Source organism: Methylocucumis oryzae, assembly GCF_000963695.1.
Classification (GTDB): Bacteria; Pseudomonadota; Gammaproteobacteria; order Methylococcales; family Methylomonadaceae; genus Methylovulum; species Methylovulum oryzae.
In genome coordinates this window covers 1-19,058 of sequence record NZ_LAJX01000158.1, presented here as the reverse complement: position 1 = coordinate 19,058, position 19,058 = coordinate 1, and the positions used below count along the sequence as shown (strand labels likewise).

The window sequence follows — 19,058 nt, the reverse complement described above, 5'->3', positions numbered from 1 at the left end:
TACTGACCACTAAAAGGCGTTTTGACAATGGCGATAGCGGGCAAAAATAACGACGGCAAAGCATTTGAGCTGCCTTACTTAATGCCGCCATAACTCATGCAGTTTAGTTAAGTTGGCAAAAGCTTCTGTGTGGTAGACCGGCGATAAGCTAATTGCTTGTTCTAAATACTGTTCAGCATCACCGTAATTGCCGTCTAGCATAAAGATATAGCCGATATTATTGTAAGCAGATGCTATGTCGGTGGTTTTTTGAAATGTTGTTAAAGCTTCTTGCACTTTGCCTTGTCGGGTTTGTAACAACGCTAAATTTTGCAGGGCAGGGCGGTAATTATCCTCTAGCCGTAGCGCTTCACGGTAATCGCGTTCGGCATCAGCCCAATGGCCTGCTAAATAATGCGAATAACCTCGATTAGTCAATACTTGCGCAGAGTTAGGCAAAATCTTTAAAGCTTGTTGGTAATAAGCCAATGCCGTGGAGTAGTGCTGTTGTTGGTCATATAACAATGCCAAACCGTTTGCACAACGCCAGCAAGACGCGTCTTTGTTGAGTGCGGTTTTCAGTAATGGCAAAGCGTGCTCGCGGCGGTGTTGTTGGATTAACAATAAGCCAAGTCCGGTTAATGTCGCAGCATTTCCGGGTTGTTGTTTTAACGCTAAGCGATACGCTTCCTCAGCTAAATTAAAATTACGCCTGTCCGCATGTATCGCGCCGATTTTATTCAGTAACTCGGCATTGTTGGGGTTTAGGTTTAATGACTTCACATACAACGCTAATGCCGCGTCGGTATTACCTGTGGTTAACTCCTGATTGCCGCGCGTTGCAAACGATTGCCAAGATTCTGTTTCGACTTGCTGGTCTGGGGTACTGGCACAACTCACCAAAGCCAAGCTAACTAAAACTAGCTGAGTGCCTTTAAAGCGTAACTTACGAAACCAGGTAAAAACCATACATATGACCCTGTAACATTATCTATTAAAAATCAACATCAGCTTTATCACGGCTGGCCCTAAGGCAATGCAGAAAAAGCCTGGAAAAAAACAGAACACCATTGGAAAAATCATTTTCGTCGCGAGTTTAGCGGCTTTTTCTTCCGCGTGTTGCATACGCTTATCGCGAAAGTCTTCTGAATAAATCCGCAATGCTTCGGCGATACTGGTGCCTAACGTGATACTTTGCGCTAATAAACCGACTAAACTGCGCACTTCTTGTAACCCTGTGCGTTTAGCTAAACCATATAACGCTTGCACACGGTCAACACCGGCGCGCGTTTCCGCATTCACCAGATTAAGTTCTAACGCTAATACCGGATGTATCGCGATGAGTTCTTGGGCAACCCGTTGTAAGGCAGCGCCTAAACCTAAGCCGGCCTCGGTACAAACGACTAATAAATCTAAAGCATCAGGGAAGGCATGGATAAGTAGCTGTTGCCGTTCGGCAATTTTTTTATCTAAATAATAACTCGGTAAAACAATGCCTAAGCTAGAGGCAAATAGCGCACTATAAGCTACTTGCTCAGCACTTAAGTTTGGTAGCCAGGGCAATATCGCTAACAGCACGGCTGGCAAACCTAACAATAATAACGTCTTAATAGCATAATAATTTTTTAAACTATTCGGCGAGCGAAATCCCGCATGTAATAAACGTTCTTGCGCTTTGGTCAGCTCTTTCGTATTTTGCGGTGTGATATAAGGCTTAGCGGCATCTAACAGTCTATCCAGTTGGTTAGAAAAAACCTCTGAGGTCGTCGAGGTTCTACCAAGCGTTTTGATATAACCGCCTGCGCACCGGGTCTGAAACACCTGAAAATAACAACGCGACCGTGAGCGCTAATAAAAACACGCTAAGCGCGATAGTGCCGATAAACGTTAGCTGAGCTAAATCCAAAACGTTCTCCAATAACTATTAAACCGAACTATACATCGATTTTCAGCATTTTTTTAACCCAAATTGCGCCTAAGCCCATCAGCACTAAGCCACTGCCTATAATTTTAGGGCCTAGCGGGTCGGTAAATAATACATTGACATAATCAGGACTGGTCACTTCTAACAAGCCAAACAAACCAAACGGGATAGCGGCTAAAACAAAAATTGAAGCTCGGCCCTCTGCAGTCAGTGTTTTAATTTTACGTTGAAACTTAAAGCGGCTGCGCACGACGCCGCTGATACTTTGTAAAATTTCCGCTAAATTGCCGCCGCTTTCACGTTGTACTAATACCGACGTGACCATTGCCATCAGCGACACGCTAGGCACACGGCTTAGCAAATTGTTAAACGCCACGCGCATATCAACGCCATAATTTAATTCATCGAAGGTAATGCCAAACTCAGACGAAATCGGTTCAGGCAGTTCGGACGCGACTAAGCTCATCGTATCGTTAAACCGGTGTCCTGCGCGCATAGCCCTAACCATCATATCTAACGCATCCGGCAATTGCTCTTCAAACTGAGCTAGGCGTTTATCGCGTAACGTGTTCAATGTGTAAATCGGTAAATAAAACGTGACTAAAAACGCTAACCCAATTAAATAAAATTCGTCGGTATATCGTAACGTCGTTAGTGTGGCAATACTGGCTAAACCTAAACTCGATAGTACGAGTCGGTAAGCCGGAAAAAACCGCCCTGATTGCTCTATGGTTTTTTCTAATTCCAACATACCGGGCAAGGCTTCAAGCGCTTGCTCCCAAGGCGATAACGTCGTCAGGTATTTAATGCGTACCAGTGATAACCCCGTGGTCGCGGGGACGAAACTATCTTCTATCGTCGTTAAGCGCTGTTGCATACGCTGATCGATTTGCTGCTTACTTTGTACAGCGTTCGCAACAATGTAACCAACGACCAAAATGGCGCAAAAAATGATGAATAAAAATAAATACAACTCAGTAGCACTCATTTTTCGTCTTCCCAACCTTCGTCACGATGCGTATCAAAAATCGATAAATCCAAACCAATGCCGCGTTTTTGCACCGTTTCAAAGAATTTAGGCACGGTACCGGTTGCGCGAAAACGGCCTAAGACATTACCAAACTCATCAAGACCGCGACGTTGAAAGGTAAAGATTTCGCTCATCGTAATAATATCGCCTTCCATACCATTAACTTCTTGAATGCTGACGACTTTACGCTTACCGTCTTCAAGCCTAGATACTTGTACGACTAAATGAATGGCCGAGGCAATTTGTGAACGTATCGCGCGAGTGGGTAAATCTAAACCCGCCATAGCGACGAGATTTTCAATACGCGCGATAGCATCGCGCGGCGTATTCGCGTGTACCGTCGTCAGCGAACCATCGTGACCGGTATTCATCGCCTGCAACATATCAAACGCCTCTTCACCGCGACACTCACCAATAACGATACGGTCAGGCCGCATACGCAAACTGTTACGCACTAAATCACGCGCGGTGACTTCGCCTTTACCTTCGATATTCGGTGGCCTGGTTTCTAATCGCACCACATGGGTCTGCTGCAAGCGTAATTCGGCGGCGTCTTCAATGGTGACAATACGCTCATCTTCTGGAATGGCGGAAGACAACGCATTCAGCATCGTGGTTTTACCAGAGCCAGTGCCACCCGATACGATAATATTTAACCGGCATTTCACTGCCGCGCTTAATAATTCCGCCATCATCGGCGTTAATGCGCGAAAATTAATTAAATCGTTGGTGCGTAAATGGTCGGCTTTCGCGCGCCTAATCGATAAAATCGAACCATCTAATGCTAAAGGCGGCACAATCGCATTAATGCGTGAGCCATCTTTAAGCCTGGCATCCACCATAGGCACCGATTCATCGACTCGGCGGCCTACGCTAGACACAATCCGGTCGATAATTCGCATTAAATGCGCTTCATTTTGGAATTTAACCGTAGTCAACTCCAGCTTACCAAAGCGCTCAACATAGATTTGTTGAAAGCCATTCACCATAATATCGGAAATACTGGCATCATTGAGTAACAGCTCTAACGGTCCTAAGCCTAAAATCTCGTCTTCAATGCAGCGTGTCACATGTTGACGCTCAGCCATAGCCAGCGGTGCTGAATCCTCATCGAGAATTTTTTGCGATAACTCACGAATTTTCTGCCTTGCGGTCTTATCATCTAATTCGTTTAATAGCGACAAATCCGCAATGCTTAACAGCTTTTGTAACACGCGCTGCATCCATTCCTGCTCGCCAGCCGAAGTTTGACGCACAATTAACGGCGGATTAACACGCGGTTTAGGAATATTCGACGTAACGATTGGCGCAGTTTCGGGTTCAACCAACGTTTTAACAGCAGGTTGAGCAAAGTGGTTTTTTAGACGATCTTTTAAAAAATCCATAACCTAACTATTTAGCTAAACGCGCAAAAAAATCACGCATCAGGTTTTTCTTAAGTGGTGGCTGAATGCCCAGCAATTCATTGACCAATTTGACTAACGCTTGCGTGATAGGCGCATTAGGCACTTGTTCGAGTAGTGGCACACCTAAATTCAGCGCATGACTGACGCGGGCATAATCATTAGGGATACTATAAACAGCCGCTACCTTCAGTGACTGCTGAATATCTTCAAGCTGAATAGGGCTAATCGCTTGATAGCGATTCACTGCGATAACAATACGCTCTTCAGGGAATTCCATGTCTTGTTGCAAAATCCTCAATAACCGCTGAGCATCACGCAAGTTAGCGACATCTTGTTGAACGCATACGACAAGCTTATCGGCATGATCGACGACACAACTCATAATAGGGTCCACTAAGCGAGGTAAATCAATGACGATGACTTTAAAACTCATCATCATTAAATCCAATAATTGTTTAAGTAATGAGACCGGTAAATCGCCCGGTAAACCGATTTGATTAGGCAACGTGGTTAATAACGCTAAACCACTTTTTATGCACCGTCATAAAAGAATTTAATGCCACACTATCCAGCGTATCAATGACCGGTAAAGTCTCAAAAATGCCTTGTTGCGGATGTATGTTAAAGTTCAGCGCTTGTGTGCCAAATTGCATATCCATATCCATTAACGCCACACGGGCTTGCTCATGCACGGCGGTAATATGCGCTAAATTACCGGCAACCATAGACGCACCGGAGCCGTTTTTAGCATTAACCACGGCAAAAATCTGCGAGTTTTGCCCAGACGCTTTTAACGATTTTTCCCGAACCACTTGTTTAAGCGTCTCCATTAACTCGCGTTCGAGTACCGGATACGGAAAAAAGTCTCTGACACCGGCTTGCATAGCTAAACGCATGAGCGCCGTATTATCGCCAATCGTGCTAATCACTAAAGTCGTAGGCCTAAGCTGAGCCGGTTTCGCTCCTAAGGCTTTTAACACCGACTCAGCCCGTTGACCTAAAAACAAAATTAACACGTCGGGCAGCGTAGTGACGCCATAGAGAGGGTCGTCATGGCTAGGATTAGCCAGTAACGTCGTGGTGTTAAGTCCGGCAAGATGCGATAACGTAATCCGCAACTCGTCGAGTTCCGGTTTAGCGTAACCCGTGATTAAAACGCGTAGATTCGATTCCATGAGGGTAACGGATAACAATAAAAAGTGATTAAGCGCAAGGTGTGATCACTGCCCCAGCCGCAGGATTATCAGGATCGGGCAACGCGCCTAAGCTTTCTTTAGGCACAATAGCGGCGAAATCAGGCGGCGTAATCGGAGCATTCAAGCCAAAGATACCCAGCAATACTGGCGTGTACTCATAGCCGTTGATGCTGACCTTAACAAACTGAATCGCCGCACCGGCCGCCCCGGCGTTGCCCGCAGCATCTAAATACTCAACCTGAATATGCGACGTGTCTAAGCCTGGAATGATTTGACTTATGCCAGAGCTGGTCGGGTCATTAAACACCGCAATACCGGAAATCGCATCATCAAACGGCGGACACACCGCCGCCGCGCGCGCACCACGTTGTGTCATATCCGCTAAGCTATTCCAAGTAAACAACAACCGCGCACACTCGACGGCGGCAAAAATCAACATTAAACACAATGCACCGGCAAGGGCAAATTCAACGGTTACGCTACCGCGTTGAGAAAAGCACATCATGATTAAGGCGTAAAAATTTGCATAGAAAGAGACGTATTCAACGTGAGTGCAGGGATACTGCTACCGAATAACGCCGTAATATTGGCAAGAGGATTACCCGGCAAAAAGTTAAACGTATAACTCGCGCTGACATTGACAAAATTACCTCCAACAACCGGTGCAACATCACTGGTTTGCAAATTAGGCAAAATAGCATCGCCCGCGCCGATCACATTGCCAAACACCAATAAGTTTTGCGCACCGACCGTATCGGCAGGGCCAGGATTAGCCGAGACAGCAAAATAGCGCGTCGCATTGCGCGTTGCGATGACTAATTGATTATATTGATAAAACGCACGCCCAACCTCAGCAATACTGAGCACAATAAGCAAGATAAACATCGTAAACAACGCGGTTTCAACTAATATCAAGCCGGATTCAAGCTTTTTCATCACGCATTCTCACAATTCAGGATACAACACGGTCGGCAATATCGGCGTACCAGCAGGCGGGACAGGCCCGGCTGAAAAACTGCTAGGCCCGGCAATCGCTGACGCAGTAATCGTTATATTATCAATGCCGAAAAAACCGGCTAATAGCAGCGCATCTTGGGTATAAGTCGCTGACACTCGCACAAAAAACGGATCAGCCGTCCAAGCATCATACGGATTAACGGTATGGGAAAATGAAATATCAGGTAATACACCGGCATTTAATAACTCTTGATTACCACCCCCCGTCAGCGTCTGATTAAACGCACTAACGCCATCAACCAACGCATCGTTGCCTAAGCCATTATTTAAACTCTCGGCAGCGCTTAAGGCTGCTGCATCGACTGCATTTTGTAATTTAGCTTGATTCAGGTAAACATGACTAAAATTCAACACAAACGCTAATAAAGCCAGTAAAACAGGCAACACGATAAGCGTTAATATCCAGACAACGCCTTGTTGTTGCTTAATCGTGATTGGGTTCTGATGTTTCATCATAATCCTCCAAAAACAAACCTTTCATCGTTCCCACGCTCTGCGTGGGAATGTCGATGCAACGCTCCGGCGTTGCGTGACGCAGAGGCGTGTAGGTTGGGTTTGCGATAGAATATTTCACAAAACACAACGAATAAGCCATTGATTATTCTATTCTTTAACTTAATGGCGGTGACGCCGGAGCGTGTGAACGATAAAACACTAATCCCTATCACCCATGCCGGGGAAAAATTTATTAACATCGGTATCATTACGCTGCAATTTCAAATGCCAAAACGTCTCCTCGATACGTCGAGTTCAACTGCTCTAATTGTTTTTTACCATCATGCGTCAAAATAACATGATCATTAGGTTGTTGACGCGTGGTTAAATCATACGTCTGTGCGACTTGCATAGCGCGCACCGCCTCGCCAAAATGCGCATCAAACTGAGTAGGTTGACTGCTAAAACGTGCTACAAGCTGACAGCGACATGCTTACAAGCGCAACGTAACAAGGAATTAGTTTCATAAAGTCACCGTTAAAACAAAATAAAAACGCATCGCGCATCGTTCCCACGCTTTGCGTGGGAACGGAGATGCAACGCTCCGGCGTTGCGTGACGCAGAGCGTCACTGACAACGTTCCCACGCTGGAGCGTGGGAACGAGAAATAACCATCACAAATGCTGGCCAAACTGCCCGACAGCACCGCCAGCCCCTTGGCTGACAGGCGTACCGTTTTGTTTACGCTTAATCCTCGCTTCCGTCCGGCCTAATAAATAAAAATCCACATCAGACGGCTCGATAAAACTATCGGTAGGCAATTTTGGCGTTGCCGTGGTCATCGGTTTGGCTAAGCGTGGCGTTACAAAAATCACTAACTCGGTTTGGCTTTTCTTAAATGATTGGCTAGTAAATAACTGACCTAACACCGGTAAATCACCTAAACCAGGAAACTTATCAATAGAATCTCGGGTGTTGTCGCTGATTAATCCAGCAATTCCCAAGGTTTGACCGTCTTCTAACTCCACCGTGGAATTCGCCCGCCGCTTAACTAAAGCAGGAATCACAAACGAACTCTGTGTATTGTCAACAGCGGCCACTACAGTACTGACATTGCTTAATTCGCTGACATCGACGGAAATTTTCAAACTAATACGGCCGGAATCTAACACCACTGGCAAAAACTTAGTCGCAATACCAAATTCCTTATAATCAACCGAAATGCCGCCGGTCACATTACGCTGCACCGGGATAGGAAACTCACCACCGGATAAAAAATCCGCCGTTTGGCCGGAAATCGTCGTTAACGTTGGCTCAGCTAAAATCTTAATTAAACCATTACTACGCGAGGCGCTAATCACCGCATTGACTTGCCCGCTACGACTAATAAAACGGCCAAACATCCCAAACGGGCTAATCAAACTCGTCGCATAATCCAACGCACCACTTGCTAATTGCCGGTTTAACGACGACGACAAATTTTGTGACGTGGTCGTAACAGCCGCCGCTCCAGACACCGAGCCACCCGAAAACTGTCCACTTTGTCCCATCATATTAAAATCAACGTTTAACTCTTTTCCCAACGTACGATTCATCTCAGCGACTTTGACTTCCAACATCACTTGCTGCGGCCCGCCGACTTGCATCATATTAATAAGGCCAACGCCATTGCTTTTCTCGTTGGTCGAATACTCTTCCGGTTTACTCCTGTCACTTTGCAAAAACGTCTTAGCTATCGCCAGAATATTATCCATTTTCTCAGCACTAGACACTTGCCCGGCTACGACAATAGAGCCTTGCGACGAATACACGCTAGGCGACTCGGTAGGCAACAACTCATGCAGCTTAGCTTTTAAGCCATCAATATCATGCGTCACTTCAATATTAATCGACTCATATTGATTAAGCTTAGAATTATTCAACGTCAGATTGGTCGTGCCTAAATGCTTGCCTAAGACATACAAATGGTTTTCGTCTAATAACTCAATATCGGCAATCTCAGGATTAGCCACGGTAAAACTATCGGTATGCGTCTTTAACTCGACAAAGCGTGATTTATTCAATGTCACACGTAGCGCATTATCCGAAGCAAACGCATTCGCCTTAAGCAACCATCCCATGATGAGCAGAAGACTAAACAACTTAACACTCATAAAAAGTCCATAGCTAAGGAGGAGAAAGTAAACCCGCGTTGGGCAATACGCGACCTGTGCTATTACGAGGAGCTTTATTAATCGGCGTACAAGACGCTAGCTCAGAACAATGCGCAGTCGATTTGGTGGCGCCACGAATAATCGTCCATGAACGCTCAGGTTTGACAGCTTCCGGTAACGTTTCGGGCTTAACAGCAGGCTCAGGTTTTGGCTCAGGCTTAGGTTCAGGTTTGATTTCAGGCGGTGCCGGTTCGGGTTTTACGTCCGAGGGTAGGGTGGCGACGGCTTTATCGACCGGATTACGCAACAATAATTGAATAGTGCCTTCAAGGGTTGCGTACACGAGCTTAGTCGCTTGCTCAGGCGAGACTTCCAACGTGACGCTCTTATGCACGGCGGTTTATTCTTATCACCGCCGGTGTCTTGATCCACCGCTAACACTTTCACGTTTTGCACTGCGATATACGTCGTTGGCGTAGCGGCAACATTGGCCTTAGCATTATTGGTCGAATAGCTGCGGATTTTCGGTGTCGCCAACACATCGACAAAATTACCCGGTAATAAAAACCCCGATACGCCAATGACATCGTTGACTTTAACAGTTACCGCGCGCATATCCGGCTGAATCAATGCCGATAACGGATTACCACCCACATATTCCTTGATGTTATGCTTGCTTAACACCTCGCCTGACACCAGCGCGCGCGTGGTAATTTTATTCACTGCATCTTTAGGATTGCTTAGATACGCAGAAGGTAAATGCGAAGTCGGCCAATCAACGAGCTTAAACTCAGCGTCGCTCAGTTTCGTTGCATAGGCTAGCTCTTTTGCCGCGACTAAGATTTTAGTGGTATTCAGCACCGCGCTAGGCGCTGAACGTTCTACCCAACGTTTTAGCAAACCAAACCGCTAACAGTGCAGTGAGCAAGGCAATGGCTAAAATAATCAATGTTTGCTTTTTTAGCATAAGGGCTAGTTAACCAATGCGACGAGGCCAGCCAGTTTCGGCCATAACTGCTGCTGCCATAACACATAAAAAGTCCCACCGGCGATAGCGCTAGCATAGGGAAACCGGCTTGCCGCTACTTCCGTAAGAGCCGGTGGAATAGGCACGATTTTGCCGGTATAACACAAGGTCTGAAACATCAGCGTATAACGCTTTAAAAACGGCCCCATGCCACCTTTAGCGATTAACACCGCTAAGCCCAACAAACCACCACAAATAATCGTGGCGGCAACTGCGTAAATCACCGATTCGGCACCTAAAAAACTACCCACGCCCGCCATTAATTTCACATCGCCTGCACCTAAGCTTTTTAGCAAATAAAACGGCAATAACAACACTAAGCCCAACACGCCACCGGCTAAGCTTGCGCCAAATCCCGCCAAACCAAAACAATACCCTTGCAGCGCAAGCCCTAAGCCTAATAAACCAAAACTAAGCCAATTAGGGATTTTGTGGCTGAAAAAATCGATACAAGAAGCCAGGAGTAATAGCACGATAAGCAGTAATGCAGGGACAGGTAAAGAAGCAATCATGAAGGTCTTAAGCGGTCGTAATGCCGCTGTTATTATAGTTGTTAAAGGCTAAAGTAAATTTCTCTTATTACCAGGCTCCTGCGTGGGAGCGAGAACTTCATCGTTCCCATGCTCTGCGTGGGAACGTAGACACGACGCTCCGGCGTTGCGTGACGCAGCACGTTATCACACCATAAACGTCATGTTTCACGTAACGATGAAACGTTGATTCGGCGCACACTGTTTGGTGCATGGAATGCACCCTACCTGACTTGGGTGCGCGCCCTCGACTAGCCATAGGATGTGCTGAGGTACGAAGCGCATCGTTCGCGGCTATCGTCGGCACATCCCATAATGCCCTCGTTCCCACATTCCGGAGTCTGTGAGAGCCAAGTAGAGTGCATTCCATGCACCAAAGCCAGAGTGCCAGGACTCATTCATGGCTGTGGCCTATGCCAACGATGTGCTTTTTGGAACAAATCCCGGTCCTACCACACCCTAAACGCCCCTGTTTCACATAACGATGAAACGTTGAATCCGTGCGCGCTTTTTGGTGCATGGAATGCACCCTACCTAACTTGAGTGCGCGCCTCCGATTAGCACATAATAGGATGTGCTGAGGTACGAAGCGCATCGTTCGCGGTAGGACCCATGCCAAAAAAAAGCTAGGCAGCCAATGGCTTACTGCCTAGCGAGGACTGGACTGACGTCTATGGGCAAACCTACAGCAGCACACTCGCTTTAGCCGAGTGACGTTAAACAACGCTAAGCAAGGTGCATGAAAACATGGGTTATGTCTCATTCCCAAGTTCCGGCCTGGGAATGATTACAGGATTATGCATTGCCACACGAGAGCGGGGAAACGAGACATAGCCACAAATATTTCCTGCACCTTGCTTAACAAAGTCACCTAAACGGTGGCCGGGTTAGCACAGGCATAACCCGACACCTTTCACACAAAAACGTCGGGTTACGCTAAGGCTCGGCAACTGCTCCTACCTCCTGCATGACCCCCATGGACGTGGGAAATGCAGATAGTGCAGGAGCAACTATCTGTCCATGCAGTCGTAACCCGACCTACGCCAGACAATTAAGCGAAATCAACGACTGTGATAGCTTGACCGACTAACAACACCGCTTCGCCATTGGTATATTTATCGTAGATACCCGATGTGCCAGCATCTGTCCAACCGGTGTCCTCAAAGTCTAACTTATCGCCGACATTGCCTTTAACGGTTAACTTGTTGCTGTTATCAGACATATTCAAAACATCTAACGCAGTCAGTTTTAAGCTATTCGCACCGGTGCCGGTTAAATCTATCGTTTCAATGTTGCTGATATTTTCACTGGCTAACGTTAACGTTTTTCCGGCCATTGCTAACGACAACGTGTCAGTGCCGCTGCCGCCATCGACTAATCTAAAGTTAAGATCGCTGATTTTTATCGTATCGTTGCCAGCACCGGCGTTATATACATCAGCACCGCCTTTGCCGAAAATAAGGTCATTACCTCGGCCGCTGACGAAAGTATTGGCTGCAGTTGTACCGTTTAAGACATCAGCTTTAGCAGTACCAACATGGGTTGCTTTATGGCCGAAGTGTTCAGAGCCGTAAATCACATAGGCTTCACCTTCGTTGCCGGTTACATTATCTCCTTGATAACCAGCAGTTAAGCTATCAAACAGCTCTGCTACTTGTATGTCTGTTAGAGAGTGACCCGCTGTATACGTTAAGCTACCTATCTTAACGTATTCGCCTGCATCTAATGCAGGAAAGGTAACGACAAACGATTCAGGGGTAGATGCTGTACCATCTGTATATACTACACTGATATTGCCGGACGCAGAGGTATCTGAAATAGCAAGGGGGTTAAGGTTTCCATTCTCTGTATAGGTAAATGTCACCTGATTAGTATTGGTATTGTCACCACTAGTAAGTTTGTTGTGTAACGACCCAGAGAAGCCAGTTGAATCAGCGCCGCTTGCGCCAACGATGAGGTCATCAAAACCATCGCCGTTTAAATCTCCGGCACCACTAACAGAGTTACCTAAATGTTCATAGGCGCTAGCACCTTCTATTTCAAAGCCATTGCTGCCATCTAATGATGAAGCAGACAAGTCAATATCGCTAAAGCCAGAACCTTTGCCGTAAATCACATAGGCAGCACCGGCGCTGGCATCGGTTTGAGCCGGGTTATTGATGTCGCCAGGTTCGCCGATGATAAGGTCATCATAACCATCGCCGTTAACATCGCCTGCGCTACTGACTGAGAAACCGAAGTTGCCCATACCTTGTGCTGCGCCAAATAGACCATCAGTAATGGTAAAGCCTTGGGTGGCACTTAATGTACCTTCGGTAGTTACTAGTGCGGTCATATCAACCGTGTCCTGCCACGTTGATTTGCCGAAGACAACATAAGTGGTTAACCCATTAGTCGAGCTAACAGCTAAATCACTTAGACCATCGCCGTCGAAGTCACCCGCACTGCCAACCGACCAACCGCTATAATCGCCAGGAATCAAATTAACTATGTCGCCATCACTACCCACTAATTTAAAGCCTTTAGCACCATTGGCCGCATCAATCTCTGCCGCACTAGTTGCCCAACCAGAGTCGCCGCCGAATACGACATAGGATTCGCCAGTGGCGTCTCCTCCTAAAGTAGCGCCCTTAAATGGCATACTGATAATCAAATCACCATAGCCATCGCCATTAACGTCACCGGCATCACTAACAGATGTGCCTAACGCTGCATCAACAGGTGTTGTTTGTGTACCTGAGAAGGTAAAGCCAGTGGTATGGAAGCCGCTAGCTCGGTTCGCAAAAAGAGTTGCTACCTGATTGGCTGTTAAGTCACTATCAGTCGTTAAGGTTAAACCTGCTACCGTAACGCTTTCACCTGCTGATAAATCAGTAAAAGTAACGGCTGCGCTTTCAGTAACAGATGCAGAACCTTGTGTAGTTGCTGCAGAGACATTGTTTGTCGATGTATCGGATACGGTAATATCAGTTACATTTGCCTTAGTGGTCGTGCTGGTAAATTTCACAACGCTAGAGGTCGAGGGCGATAATGAACCGGAACTAAAGCCTGTTAACTCACCAGTAAAATTAGCTGCATGATACTGTACTGAGTTGTTTGCATACCCCTCTTCATTGCCAAAAATGACATAAGCTTTACCGGCAACGGCTGTTAGCACTCCACCCGGCGCACCAACAATAAAATCAGCTAAGCCGTCACCATTGAGGTCACCGGCGGTGCTGACTGAGAAGCCCATGTTGACGTTTACAAGGTCGCTATTGGTTAATTGGAAACCATTAGACGAATCAAACTGGAACGTAGAGGTGTCAACATTGGCAAAACCGGATTTTTGTCCATAAACAACAAAGGCTCTACCCGAATCGGTTGAGCCGGTAGCTAAGTTACCGGTAGCTCCGATTAATAAATCCGCATAGCCGTCGCCGTTGAGGTCACCGGCACTGCTGACGGAACGGCCTAAGTTTTCGGTAGCATTACTGCTGCTTGAGATAATAAATCCACCATTAGTGCCATCTAAATCGTTCAATGCTTCAAAATCAGGGTCATCAACATCAATCGCTAAGCCATTTTTACCGCCAAATACGACATACGCTAAGCCGGTTGATGAGCTATAAGGGTTATCGGCTAAAGCGGAGCCGATAATAATATCGTCGTAACCATCGCCATTAACATCGCCTGCGTTGCTAACCGACGTAGCGAATTGATCGCCGACGACATCACCATCGTCATCACCGAATAACGTGACGCCGTATTCGCCATTGTCGACTTTACCGATGTAATCCATATTACCATTGGCGCCTACACCGATGTTGCTGACAATATGTGTAGTTTCAAATTTTACTTCTTCAGCAGGAGTTAGTGGATCGTCGTCAAGTGCTGCTGCATCGTTGCCAGCGTTGTCTTCAATTAAACCGGCATCGACTATAACATTGTATGTATCATTGGTTGTAAGGTTGTCAGTCGGGTTAATAGTCAGTGTTTTACCGCTAATGCTGACCGTAGCGTTACCGCTAGTGACTGCACCAGTACTGTCGATACTAATGGCAATATCTCCAAAACCCGACTCGCTTTGTAACGTGATAGTGCCACTAGCACTGCTGAACTTTATGTTTTCACTATAAGTTAGGCTAATATTGCTATCGACGGCGACTTCTTCGTCATTATTGCCCGGCGAGCTACTGAATAAGGTTGGCGCGAGCGTGTCTACGGTAACGTAAGTGATTGAGGAAGAGTCTTTGCCTGCTAATGTAGAAGTCAGTTTAATACTTTCGCCGCCTTGACCCATTACATCGAGGGCGGCGGGTGTTAATAATAACAACCAGTGTGTGCTGTCTAAATTAACGAATTTGCCATAACTGTTTTCAGTGCTGGTCACGGTTAGGCCAGAAAATGTGGCCTTCATTGTTGAGTTACCGTCTTTAGTGCCAAAGATAGCTAAGCCATCTTCATAAATGAGCTCATCAATTTGTAGGTCGTGATTGGCTTCAATTTCTGTAATAGCTGAATCGGGGTATCCGCCAGTAGCTAGTAGTAAATCAGGAATACTGATTTTGGAAAACTCGCTAGTACCGGTAGCGTTGACGCCCATATAAGTAATTTTAGGTATAGCCATTAATAATTCCTCGAAAAATGTGGTATCGCTTGTCAACCACACCTATAATACTTACGCCGAGCGCGAGCCTACGAGCAGGTAAGCACGTAATCGGCTGTTTTATATAAGTGTTTTAAGACATACGCCCGCTGTCATACGGGAAACTAGGTGGGTTAACCTATAGCAGAAGGTATGACAGCGGTGCTTTCATGAAAAAACTGCGTTAACTGGTTTACCAAGCGAAGTTTTTATTGGGCTGACTAACAGCTTATTGACCGATGTTAGATGAAATGCTATCGACTTGAGTCGTGACATTAGTACCTAATGTTTGAAACGCAACCACAGCGCCCGATACGATTACCGCACCGGCAACAGCATACTCAACCATAGACAAACCTTGTTCTTCGCGGATAAAAGCCATAATTTGTGCAACTAATTTTTTCATTGTGTTTTCCTCTGTGTTTTAAGAATATTGATTAATACCGCCCGCGTCAGTGCGAGCTTATCTAGTCGCGGCGCTTTCCGCGAGCAGATGCTTGTTTGTAGAGCAAATCAGATGCCAAAATTGATTTTTATCAAAAAATTTTATTAATGTGTTGTTTTTAAAAGATAAATATTTTTATGATAGAGAGCAAATTGGAACATTTCGGCATTGTTTGCCGCGTTAAATTTAAGTTAAATAACACACTTTTTTTCTAGGTATGTGGCATTTGCCATGCTGGCTTGCGCAAGTTATTATTTTGATTAATTTTTATTTCCCCGCTTTTTTTCTAAAAATGTGTTAAATCCCACGCTTTTGATTTTTTCTGTGATTGATTGAGGATTTTTCTGCATTGTGTTACTAGACGCTACTTAATTTCTTGTTTCAGTGGAGATATGTGAATTCACTTAGCTTGTATGATGATGCGCTACTGCCATTAAATTAAGCTACTTTGGAGTACAAAGCTTGCTTTGTGCGGTTATCGCTCCGATGTTGTCGGGTTACGCTATCGCTCCGCAACTGCTCCTGCGTGGGAATGCCTATTTGTCTTCAGCTTAGTATTGTTTCTTTCGCTCCCGAGCTCAGACGTGGGTGTGGCCACAGATATTATGCGCTCCCACGCTAGAGAGGCAGTGAAAGTATTCAGATTTTTTCATAAACCTATCAATATATAGTACTTTAAAATTATATTTACTACTATATATTGTGTATCAGATTTTAAAAAATGAATACTTTCACAGCCTCTAGAGCGTTGGAGCGAGACTAAATCTAGCTATCTGGGTTTAGGTTTAACAATACTTGTTGAGCAGCGGCTTTAACATTTGCAGTTTCCTCTGGGTCAGCTAAGACGGTCTGCATGGTTGTTTGAATCACTTGGCTGTCAAATTGGCTTTGGCCTAATGCTATGATGGCTCGTTCTCTGATTTCAGGGACGGAGTCGTGAGTTGCTTCAGTGAGTACTTGCAAGGTTTGTTCATCATGACTCGCTAAAGCGGCTAATTTATCAATACTGGCTTGTCTGATTGTCGCATCTTGATGTAAAGCTAATGATGTGATGGTGTCAACTATGTTTTGCTTGTCTTTAGCAGATAGTTTGCTTTGAAAATTAAGCGCGTTTAGTGCGTCAAGTGTTAAATCGGTGTGATTGTTTGCATTTTTAGTTATAAGTTCAAGCACTGCTTTTTGTGTAGCTGCGTCGATTGTTCGGCTTTGTCCTAAAAATTTAAGAATGTCTGAATGTTGATTGCTTGTCCCTTCATTTAAGAGTCGCCTCGCTTCTGACCTAATTTCGGCTAACTCGTGGCCACCAGATGATTGGGCAAGCGCTTGAGCTAGCAGTTCCGCCATAGGTGTACCTGATGCTTGTAGTAGTCGTTCGAATAAATATTTACGTGCAGAAGGGTCGGATGGTAGTGAAAGAATTAGATGTTGAAATGCTTCACTGGCCCGAATTTGTGCAAGAGATTGCTCTGTCGCTAACGAAGCTTCGATAGCGGCTAACAACTCGTAAATAGATTTAGTCTCTGACGCGTCAAGTTGCTTACCAAGATTTGAACCCATAATGCCAGAGAAGGTTGTTGGATAATCTGCTATGGTTTTTTCAATCCCGGTAGCTAAGGGCGTTTTTGTTTTGATAATAAGGTTGTTCGTTCGAGTAGCTTCTTGTTTTGGTGTGGTTGGTTTTGCTTTTACCGGAAGAGTACTTAGTTGACTTTGACTAGGTGGGTTTAATAAGTTTATTGCGTGCAACCAAAATTCATAACTTGCTAAGATGAGAAAAGTCGTTAATAGAACAACCTTTAAGTGTATGTTATGGATTTTTTTCATATCGACTGTTCCTAGTAAATAAGTTCTTACCGGCGTTAGCATCCGGTAAGAACAGACTTCAAAAATAACGGATTAGCAAGGAATTAGGCTGAAAGTGCCTAGCGTTTTGTTTAGGTCGAGCTTACCTGTATTGGGATTTGTGCCTGGTGTGGCATAGCCATCAAAAAATAATCCCCAATCGGAGTTACCAAATTTATAACTGGCTGTAATGTTAATTCTTTGGATGCCTGAGCAGGTTTTGGTTGTAACCACTGGGCTAACGAGTTGGAACACAGTGCTGCCATTAAGTTGATCATAAATCCACCATAGTCCCGTTCCCGTATCCTGCTTTAGGGCTAATTTACCCCACCACACCGTGCCGCCTGGTTCGTTAAAATCACTCGATACTTTTAGCGATCCTCCCAAACCTATCCAGCCACCCGGATTAGAAACTGAATCGTAAGTGGTTACGGTATATCCTGTACCCCAACCAGAGCAGCTTGAGGTGTAACAATTCACTGGCATTGCAAAAGAATACGTTGCTGCTGTGGTAATAGGAACGTTAGACGCGACTGGGATTTGCCAGGCTGATGGATAAGGAAAGCTGCTCACAGTTTGGTTGGCTACGTTTTGTAACATCATCCAGCGTTGACCGTTGGTGTTTGCTGCGTCATTTACAACTCCGGTTGGTGTAGCATGAATATCAGTATAGGCAATTTTTGCCGGTGCAGGGTTAAGCGCTGTTGTTGCAACGGTAGACCAGTTAGACTTGTTGTAAACCAATGTGGCCGTGCCGGCCGCAGTGACACCTGAATGTGCTAACGGTGAAACTGTTAGTGCTATGGCGCCACTTAATAATGTTAATACGGTTGTTTGGTTTAATAAGTGATTTATAAAACGATGCATAGTGATTTAATCCTAAAGGTTATGAATATTAAGCACTTAAAGCACGAAGACAGCAGGGTTAGACTTAAATGGCCAGTTTAAGGATTAGCTGTTTTCTAGCTAAGCATATAATGAAGACAAAAAAGTTAACCTATCAAACTAAATAATTCTTTTTATGATAGGGTGGTTATAACTACTTTTCTCTTCGTTATTCTAGCAAGCAAGCTATATGCCAGTAGCTTAAGTTGGTTAGGTAATTGGATTTAACCCTGGCGGTTTTATAAGGCATTATTTTGGGGTCACTGTTCATATCAATAGTTAATAACTAGTTGATATTAAATATAACTATTGTGTTATAGGATTAAATTTACATGCACAAAAATAGCATGGAATGACTGAATTGATGATTGGGCCTGCCAAAAAGTAACTAAATCCTTTGCGAAGGTTAAGTTGTAAATTAAAAAAATCATGCAACTGAGGATGTGTGAAATGACGCAGTTATTAATGATGTTAGTTTTAGCCTTGTTAGCTTTAGCTATGTAAAAGAATAACTTAGAAAAAAATTTATGCGATTTTTTTGCTGGTAATAGGTGATAATAAC

Annotated in this window: 19 protein-coding genes; all 19 read right to left on the bottom strand. The window is 45.1% G+C overall.

What is annotated here, in order from left to right; genetic code table 11:
• Positions 1-78 precede the first annotated feature (78 nt).
• Entirely contained in the window at positions 79-948 is an 870-nt protein-coding gene (locus VZ94_RS23290; protein WP_052700593.1) for a tetratricopeptide repeat protein, read from the bottom strand.
• A gap of 18 nt (positions 949-966) precedes the next feature.
• On the bottom strand, positions 967-1,800 hold the full coding sequence (locus VZ94_RS14950) for a type II secretion system F family protein (RefSeq protein ID WP_052700592.1): 834 nt from the start codon (positions 1,798-1,800) through the stop codon (positions 967-969).
• Positions 1,754-1,885, bottom strand: a complete 132-nt coding sequence (locus tag VZ94_RS30890) for a hypothetical protein (RefSeq protein WP_275575275.1) — start codon at positions 1,883-1,885, stop codon at positions 1,754-1,756. Before VZ94_RS30890 ends, VZ94_RS14950 begins: the two co-directional genes overlap by 47 nt.
• Before the next feature lie 28 nt (positions 1,886-1,913).
• The gene (locus VZ94_RS14945) at positions 1,914-2,891 is read right to left on the bottom strand and encodes a type II secretion system F family protein (RefSeq protein ID WP_045779844.1); all 978 of its coding nucleotides are present in this window, start codon (positions 2,889-2,891) and stop codon (positions 1,914-1,916) included.
• Positions 2,888-4,318: a TadA family conjugal transfer-associated ATPase gene (locus VZ94_RS14940; protein WP_045779843.1), complete on the bottom strand. Its 1,431-nt coding sequence runs from the start codon at positions 4,316-4,318 to the stop codon at positions 2,888-2,890. Before VZ94_RS14940 ends, VZ94_RS14945 begins: the two co-directional genes overlap by 4 nt.
• A gap of 7 nt (positions 4,319-4,325) precedes the next feature.
• Positions 4,326-4,844, bottom strand: a complete 519-nt coding sequence (locus tag VZ94_RS14935; RefSeq protein ID WP_045779842.1) for a CpaE/TadZ family protein — start codon at positions 4,842-4,844, stop codon at positions 4,326-4,328.
• On the bottom strand, positions 4,837-5,514 hold the full coding sequence (locus VZ94_RS14930; RefSeq protein WP_045779841.1) for a CpaE/TadZ family protein: 678 nt from the start codon (positions 5,512-5,514) through the stop codon (positions 4,837-4,839). The genes VZ94_RS14935 and VZ94_RS14930 overlap by 8 nt, the downstream gene beginning before the upstream one ends.
• A 28-nt stretch (positions 5,515-5,542) precedes the next feature.
• Complete coding sequence (locus VZ94_RS14925) at positions 5,543-6,040, bottom strand: TadE/TadG family type IV pilus assembly protein (protein WP_045779840.1); 498 nt, start codon at positions 6,038-6,040, stop codon at positions 5,543-5,545.
• A gap of 2 nt (positions 6,041-6,042) precedes the next feature.
• Positions 6,043-6,471 carry a TadE/TadG family type IV pilus assembly protein gene (locus VZ94_RS23285; protein WP_052700591.1) on the bottom strand — a complete coding sequence of 143 codons (429 nt, stop codon included), beginning with the start codon at positions 6,469-6,471 and terminating at the stop codon, positions 6,043-6,045.
• A gap of 9 nt (positions 6,472-6,480) precedes the next feature.
• Positions 6,481-7,008, bottom strand: a complete 528-nt coding sequence (locus VZ94_RS14915; protein WP_082081705.1) for a pilus assembly protein TadG-related protein — start codon at positions 7,006-7,008, stop codon at positions 6,481-6,483.
• A gap of 247 nt (positions 7,009-7,255) precedes the next feature.
• The gene (locus tag VZ94_RS26055; protein ID WP_204369163.1) at positions 7,256-7,399 is read right to left on the bottom strand and encodes a hypothetical protein; all 144 of its coding nucleotides are present in this window, start codon (positions 7,397-7,399) and stop codon (positions 7,256-7,258) included.
• 262 nt (positions 7,400-7,661) lie between these two features.
• Positions 7,662-9,140 (bottom strand): type II and III secretion system protein family protein, encoded by a 1,479-nt coding sequence (locus VZ94_RS14905; RefSeq protein WP_045779837.1) that lies wholly within the window; start codon positions 9,138-9,140, stop codon positions 7,662-7,664.
• A gap of 13 nt (positions 9,141-9,153) precedes the next feature.
• A complete protein-coding gene (locus VZ94_RS30885; protein WP_045779836.1) occupies positions 9,154-9,447 on the bottom strand; it encodes a hypothetical protein in 294 nt (97 codons plus the stop codon).
• Complete coding sequence (cpaB, locus tag VZ94_RS14895; RefSeq protein WP_045779835.1) at positions 9,399-10,040, bottom strand: Flp pilus assembly protein CpaB; 642 nt, start codon at positions 10,038-10,040, stop codon at positions 9,399-9,401. The genes VZ94_RS30885 and cpaB overlap by 49 nt, the downstream gene beginning before the upstream one ends.
• 72 nt (positions 10,041-10,112) lie before the next feature.
• On the bottom strand, positions 10,113-10,679 hold the full coding sequence (locus VZ94_RS14890; RefSeq protein WP_045779834.1) for an A24 family peptidase: 567 nt from the start codon (positions 10,677-10,679) through the stop codon (positions 10,113-10,115).
• 1,069 nt (positions 10,680-11,748) lie between these two features.
• Positions 11,749-15,306, bottom strand: a complete 3,558-nt coding sequence (locus VZ94_RS14885; RefSeq protein WP_045779833.1) for a beta strand repeat-containing protein — start codon at positions 15,304-15,306, stop codon at positions 11,749-11,751.
• Positions 15,307-15,553: 247 nt separating this feature from the next.
• The gene (locus VZ94_RS25205) at positions 15,554-15,730 is read right to left on the bottom strand and encodes a Flp family type IVb pilin (protein WP_109867696.1); all 177 of its coding nucleotides are present in this window, start codon (positions 15,728-15,730) and stop codon (positions 15,554-15,556) included.
• A gap of 804 nt (positions 15,731-16,534) precedes the next feature.
• Positions 16,535-17,593 (bottom strand): HEAT repeat domain-containing protein, encoded by a 1,059-nt coding sequence (locus VZ94_RS14880; protein ID WP_045779832.1) that lies wholly within the window; start codon positions 17,591-17,593, stop codon positions 16,535-16,537.
• 72 nt (positions 17,594-17,665) lie between these two features.
• Positions 17,666-18,478: a hypothetical protein gene (locus VZ94_RS14875; RefSeq protein ID WP_045779831.1), complete on the bottom strand. Its 813-nt coding sequence runs from the start codon at positions 18,476-18,478 to the stop codon at positions 17,666-17,668.
• Positions 18,479-19,058: the final 580 nt, after the last annotated feature.

Bases quoted from the DNA above. Each gene is read 5' to 3' on its own strand.
- VZ94_RS14890 (WP_045779834.1), bottom strand. From the start codon at position 10,679: ATGATTGCTTCTTTACCTGTCCCTGCATTACTGCTTATCGTGCTATTA.
- VZ94_RS23285 (WP_052700591.1), bottom strand. From the start codon at position 6,471: ATGAAAAAGCTTGAATCCGGCTTGATATTAGTTGAAACCGCGTTGTTT.
- VZ94_RS26055 (WP_204369163.1), bottom strand. From the start codon at position 7,399: ATGCAAGTCGCACAGACGTATGATTTAACCACGCGTCAACAACCTAAT.
- VZ94_RS14885 (WP_045779833.1), bottom strand. From the start codon at position 15,306: ATGGCTATACCTAAAATTACTTATATGGGCGTCAACGCTACCGGTACT.
- VZ94_RS14915 (WP_082081705.1), bottom strand. From the start codon at position 7,008: ATGATGAAACATCAGAACCCAATCACGATTAAGCAACAACAAGGCGTT.
- VZ94_RS25205 (WP_109867696.1), bottom strand. From the start codon at position 15,730: ATGAAAAAATTAGTTGCACAAATTATGGCTTTTATCCGCGAAGAACAA.
- VZ94_RS14930 (WP_045779841.1), bottom strand. From the start codon at position 5,514: ATGGAATCGAATCTACGCGTTTTAATCACGGGTTACGCTAAACCGGAA.
- VZ94_RS14875 (WP_045779831.1), bottom strand. From the start codon at position 18,478: ATGCATCGTTTTATAAATCACTTATTAAACCAAACAACCGTATTAACA.
- VZ94_RS23290 (WP_052700593.1), bottom strand. From the start codon at position 948: ATGGTTTTTACCTGGTTTCGTAAGTTACGCTTTAAAGGCACTCAGCTA.
- VZ94_RS14880 (WP_045779832.1), bottom strand. From the start codon at position 17,593: ATGAAAAAAATCCATAACATACACTTAAAGGTTGTTCTATTAACGACT.
- VZ94_RS14945 (WP_045779844.1), bottom strand. From the start codon at position 2,891: ATGAGTGCTACTGAGTTGTATTTATTTTTATTCATCATTTTTTGCGCC.
- VZ94_RS14905 (WP_045779837.1), bottom strand. From the start codon at position 9,140: ATGAGTGTTAAGTTGTTTAGTCTTCTGCTCATCATGGGATGGTTGCTT.
- VZ94_RS14925 (WP_045779840.1), bottom strand. From the start codon at position 6,040: ATGATGTGCTTTTCTCAACGCGGTAGCGTAACCGTTGAATTTGCCCTT.
- VZ94_RS14940 (WP_045779843.1), bottom strand. From the start codon at position 4,318: ATGGATTTTTTAAAAGATCGTCTAAAAAACCACTTTGCTCAACCTGCT.